The following is a 2,694-nucleotide window of genomic DNA, read 5'->3' as shown; positions in this document are numbered from 1 at the left end:
GAGCTGTCCGGCTGGGGGCCGGCGGCCCGCACCCTGTCGCGGGTGATCCGGCTGTGCCTGCGCTTCGGCGTCGGCCCGGTCTTCATCCCGAAATGGGAGCCCCAGTTCAACGGCGGGGTGGAGAACTTCAACGGCTGGTTCCAGCCCCGGCTGTTCGACCGGCGTTACACGAGGCCGGGCGCCCTGCGTCGCGAACTGACGCGGCTGCAGGAGGCCGTCAACACGCAGCACGTCCACCCGCGGCTCGGGGGTAAGACCCCGGCGCAGCACCGCCGGGGGCTGCGGCTGCGGAAGCTGCCCGCGAACTTCGCGGTGCCGACGGGACGCCAGAAGCTGGCGGCCGGGCGCGTGACCTTCATCCGGCGGGTGAGTCCGGCCGGGACGGTGAGCGTGCTCAGCCAGTCGTACCGGGTGGGCAAGCGGCATCGGGGCCTGTACCTGCGACCGGTGATGGACACCGGGCGTGGGAGGCTGACGGCGTACCTGAACGGCCGCGTGCTGAAGCGCTGGCCCTACAAGTTGCTGAACGATTAACCGACACCTGAACACGCGGCTGCTGGCGGTTCCCGCAGACATTCAGGGGGGTAATGCGTTGGCGGAAGAAAGACCCTCCGGACTTAGCGATGCGTTGGCGGATCGCAAGTTGAAAAAGGAAATCGCCTGACTCGGGCCGGTCGCCGCGGGAGGCGTCCGCCAAGTCTACGTCAAGTGCGGCAAGCCTGACTGTCGCTGCGCCAACAACCCGGCTAAGGAACGCAGATTCAATAACTTCCCGATCTCATGAGCCGCTCGGAATCACCCGGTAGTTCCACTTCGGGAGGATCTCATCGAACATGATCTTCATGGTCTCCTTGAACCCTTCCGCATACTTCCGACCGGTCTGGTACACCTTGTCGAGGATCTCCACCGTCACCCGCAATCCTGTGCTCGTCTTCGCTTCCTCCATCAGCCCCTTCACCAACTCGACGCTCTCGAAGATCACCCCTTGGCAAGCCCGCGCCAGGTGCGGGAACAGCCGGTGCTCGATCGGGTTGTACTTCGACGTATAAGGCGGGTAATGCGCCACCCGGATCTCGATCCCGATCCGATCGACCAACCGCTGCAAGTCCTCCTTGAACAGGTACTGGCTGGCGCTGTTGCTCCCGCCACCGTCGCACAGCAGAAGGATCGAGGTCGCCCGGGGGTAGAGCATTCGGCCCCGGCTCTCCCACCACCGCTCGATGCTGTCGCAGGCGAACTCGCTGGTGTCGTGGCTGATGCCCAGGTTCACGTGACCGTCGTTCCGCTTCACGTCATACAACCCGTGCGGGATGATCACGTCCGAGGCGGCGCTGGGGAAGTCATGATCGAACGTCTCGATCGTCTCCTGGGTGTAGAGGCGGCCCTCCCGGTAGAAGTTGCCCACCAACTCCTTCTTCTTCGTGTCGATGCTCAGGATCGGGTTGTCGGACTCCAGATACTCCCGCTTGAGCCGGGCGATGTTCTCGAACTGCCGGTTGCGGTCGGCATGCTGCCCCATCGAGAGGGACTTGCGGGCCTTCCGCTTGATGTAGCGGTGCTTGCGGAGCAGTTGCTTGACCACGGTGACACTGACCGGTGTACCCGCCTCGGCCAACCGCTCGGCGATCTGGTCCAATGTCAGGTTGGTCCACGTCACGTCCGGGCGCATCGGGTCACCGGCGGTGTAGTCCTTCACCGCTCGCAAGAAGTTCTCCTCCAGATGCGGCACGATGTCTATGCACCGTTTGCGTCCACCCCCCTTTTGCGCACTCGGTCGCCGAGGTCATCGGGCAGGTGTCCCAAATCCTGCTGCCCGTGGCGGATGGTCTTGGGGTCACAGCCGAGCACGGTGGCGATGTATTCGCCGCCCCCGTGCCCGAGCTTGGCGACTTCGATGGCGGCGTAGCGGCGTCGGTCCTTCTCGGAGAGCGAGTCGTAGAACGAGCGCATCGCCTGTTCGATCTCAGGGCTGAAGGGCATGGCAGGATCACCTCGGGACCGGCTCTTCGTTCGATCCCGTGGTTATACAGGACCATACAGCAGGTCGGGAAGTTGTTGAATCTCCAGTCCTAAGCCCCTACGTTTCGGCCGCTGGCAGCACGTAACATGCTTTACTAAAAGACCTTACGATGACGTTTCGTGAACCATGAAAACTTACTTCATTTTCGACTAATACGGACAACAAAATGGACTGACTTTCGTAGTCCATATATGTACATAAAAGTGATAATCAACGTTTTCTTCGAATCTTGGCTCACGCAAGAGGCTTGAAATCAGGCTTGGAATGGAATCGGACCTGTTTGGCGGGCAAAACAAGGGGCAAACACCTTAGAGTCTATTTCAGCAGCAATCTGGCGGTACCCGCCCTCGGGCTCGGCGAGTCGATGATGTCCGGAGCGCGGCCCTTTCCCTGGTGGAACGGATATCGGCGTGCCCGGCGAGTTCCGAGGCCCGCTCGGAGTTGCGGCAGCAATTGGCCTCAACCTTCGGGCGGTTCACGGTCGATCACTGGGGGGTAGGCCTCCTAATACCCCGCACGGCGCCTCGGCGGCAGTCCCGATCATTGCCTCGGACCTGCCGGGCCCTCGCCAAGGGCAGGGATCGTTACGGCTCATCAGCAACCAGGCGGACCATCTCCCTAGGGAAGTGACTTCCGGAGCCGAGGGCCCGCTCGGAGCGCTCACCTCTTGAGGG

General features: G+C 62.5%; 3 protein-coding genes. 1 reads left to right on the top strand and 2 read right to left on the bottom strand.

The features are described 5' to 3' along the window. Positions 1–534, top strand: a 534-nt coding sequence (locus AC11W3_RS13370) for a hypothetical protein (RefSeq protein ID WP_484093149.1), incomplete at its 5' end; no start/stop codon positions are given. Positions 535–778: 244 nt separating this feature from the next. On the opposite strand, the gene AC11W3_RS13365 is transcribed toward AC11W3_RS13370, so the two are convergent. Then, positions 779–1,705: an ISAzo13 family transposase gene (locus AC11W3_RS13365; RefSeq protein WP_484093148.1), complete on the bottom strand. Its 927-nt coding sequence runs from the start codon at positions 1,703–1,705 to the stop codon at positions 779–781. A 29-nt stretch (positions 1,706–1,734) separates the two neighbouring features. Then, a complete protein-coding gene (locus AC11W3_RS13360; RefSeq protein ID WP_484093147.1) occupies positions 1,735–1,980 on the bottom strand; it encodes a hypothetical protein in 246 nt (81 codons plus the stop codon). Between the last annotated feature and the right edge of the window lie 714 nt (positions 1,981–2,694).

Source organism: Geomonas sp., from assembly GCF_056994735.1.
This window is presented reverse-complemented; position numbering and strand designations above follow the sequence as displayed.

Excerpts from the sequence above, each read along its gene's own strand:
- AC11W3_RS13360 (WP_484093147.1), bottom strand. The coding sequence starts at position 1,980 with ATGCCCTTCAGCCCTGAGATCGAACAGGCGATGCGCTCGTTCTACGAC.